This is a genomic window from Marinimicrobium sp. UBA4209 (genome assembly GCF_002381585.1).
In the GTDB taxonomy this organism is placed as follows: domain Bacteria; phylum Pseudomonadota; class Gammaproteobacteria; order Pseudomonadales; family Cellvibrionaceae; genus Marinimicrobium; species Marinimicrobium koreense.
This window is the reverse complement of the sequence record NZ_DFTP01000041.1, coordinates 255-2,424: the sequence shown is the minus strand read 5'-3', so window position 1 is coordinate 2,424 and position 2,170 is coordinate 255. Positions and strand designations below refer to the sequence as shown.

Here is a 2,170-nt window from a genome sequence, read left to right as displayed (position 1 = left end):
CGTGTCTTGAAAGGGCTTCCCCTCCCCGGACCGGACTTGATTGAACCACCATTAACCGCTCTCACAAAAATTCCCCAAAAACAAGACTGGTCTGGCGGAGCCAATTGCGGATAATGAGCGGCCTTGGCATTTTGTTTAATCAGAGATTCTCAACCTTAGGTCAGCGCATGAACAGCATCTCCCAACGCATCGCCGAAGAACTGAACTGCCGCGAACAGCAGGTCGCAGCCGCCGTCGCCCTGCTCGACGAAGGCGCCACCGTGCCCTTCATCTCCCGCTACCGGAAAGAAGTCACCGGCGGGCTGGACGACACCCAGATGCGTAACCTCGAAGAGCGCCTGCGCTACCTGCGGGAGCTCGAAGACCGCCGCGAGGCCATTCTCAAGAGCATCGCCGAGCAGGAAAAACTGACCCCCGAGCTCGAGCGGGACATCAAGGCGGCGGATACCAAGACCCGCCTGGAAGATCTCTACTTACCCTACAAGCCCAAGCGTCGCACCAAGGGCCAGATCGCCATCGAGGCGGGCCTGGAGCCCCTGGCCGAGGCGCTGCTGGGGGATCCGAGCCTGGATCCGGAGACCGAAGCCGCGAAATACCTGAACCCCGAACACAAGATCGACGACACCAAGGCCGCACTGGATGGCGCCAAGTACATCCTGATGGAGCGCTTCAGCGAAGACGCCGAGCTGCTCGGCAAGCTGCGCCACTTCCTCAAGCACGAAGCCAACCTGAGCGCCCGAGTGGCGCCGGGTAAGGACGCCGACCAGTCCCAGGAAGTACAGAAGTTCCGGGATTATTTTGAGCACGATGAGCCCCTCAAGAGCGTGCCCTCTCATCGCGCGCTGGCCATGTTTCGGGGCCGCAACGAAGGCATTCTCAACCTGTCTCTGACGCTGGGTGAGAAGGAGCCCGAGCGCACCGAAGCCCATCCCTGCGAAGCCATGGTGGCCGATCACTGGCAGATTCGCGACCAGGGCCGGGCCGGGGACAAGTGGCTGGGCGAGGTGGTGCGCTGGACCTGGCGGGTGAAGCTGCTGACCCACCTGGAAACCGACCTGCTCAGTGAGCTGCGGGAAGTGGCCGAGGAGGCCGCGATCAAGGTGTTTGCCGCCAATATGAAAGACCTGCTGCTGGCCGCACCGGCGGGCCAGAAAGCCACCATCGGCCTGGACCCGGGCTTGCGCACCGGGGTGAAAGTGGCCGTGGTAGACGCCACCGGCAAGGTGGTTGATCACGGCGCCATTTTCCCCACCGCGCCTCAATTCAAAATCGCTGAAGCCGAAGCGGTCATTGTCGCGTTGTGCAAAAAGCACGATGTGGAGCTGATCGCCATCGGCAACGGTACTGCCTCCCGGGAAACCGAAAAATTTGTTCAGGACATGCTGAAAAAGCACAGCGACCTGAAAGCCAAGAGCGTGATGGTAAACGAGTCCGGTGCCTCGGTGTACTCGGCCTCCGAGTTTGCCGCCAAAGAATTTCCGGACCTGGACGTCACCATTCGCGGTGCCATTTCCATCGCCCGTCGCCTCCAGGACCCGCTGGCGGAATTGGTGAAAATCGATCCGAAATCCATTGGTGTGGGCCAGTACCAGCACGACGTATCCCAGACCCAACTCGCACGGGAGCTGGACGCCGTGGTGGAAGACTGTGTGAACGCCGTGGGCGTGGAAGTGAACACCGCCTCGGCGCCGCTGCTGGCGCGCGTGTCCGGTCTGAACCAGACCCTGGCCAACAACATTGTTGAATTCCGCAACGCCAACGGCGTGATCCGCTCGCGCAGCGAACTGAAAAAAGTGCCGCGCCTTGGGGACAAAACCTTTGAGCAGGCGGCGGGCTTTTTGCGCATCGCCGGCAGCGACAACCCGCTGGACGCCTCCGGTGTGCACCCGGAAGCCTACAGCGTGGTGGAGAAAATCGCCCAGATCAACGCCCGTGAAGTGAAGGGCCTGATCGGCGACTCGGCGTTTCTGCGCAGCCTGAAAGCGGCGGAGTACACCGACGAAAAATTCGGGGTCCCGACGGTCACCGATATCATCCGCGAGCTGGACAAACCCGGCCGCGACCCCCGCCCGGAATTCAAAACCGCCCAGTTCCAGGAAGGTGTGGACACCATCAAGGACCTGGAGCCGGGAATGATCCTGGAAGGCTCGGTGACCAACGTCACCAACTT

Annotated in this window: 1 protein-coding gene; it reads left to right on the top strand. The window is 61.5% G+C overall.

All coding sequences use genetic code 11. The features are described 5' to 3' along the window. Positions 1-167: 167 nt before the first annotated feature. A partial coding sequence (locus B3187_RS05585; protein WP_286805021.1) for a Tex family protein occupies positions 168-2,170 on the top strand: 2,003 nt, incomplete at its 3' end.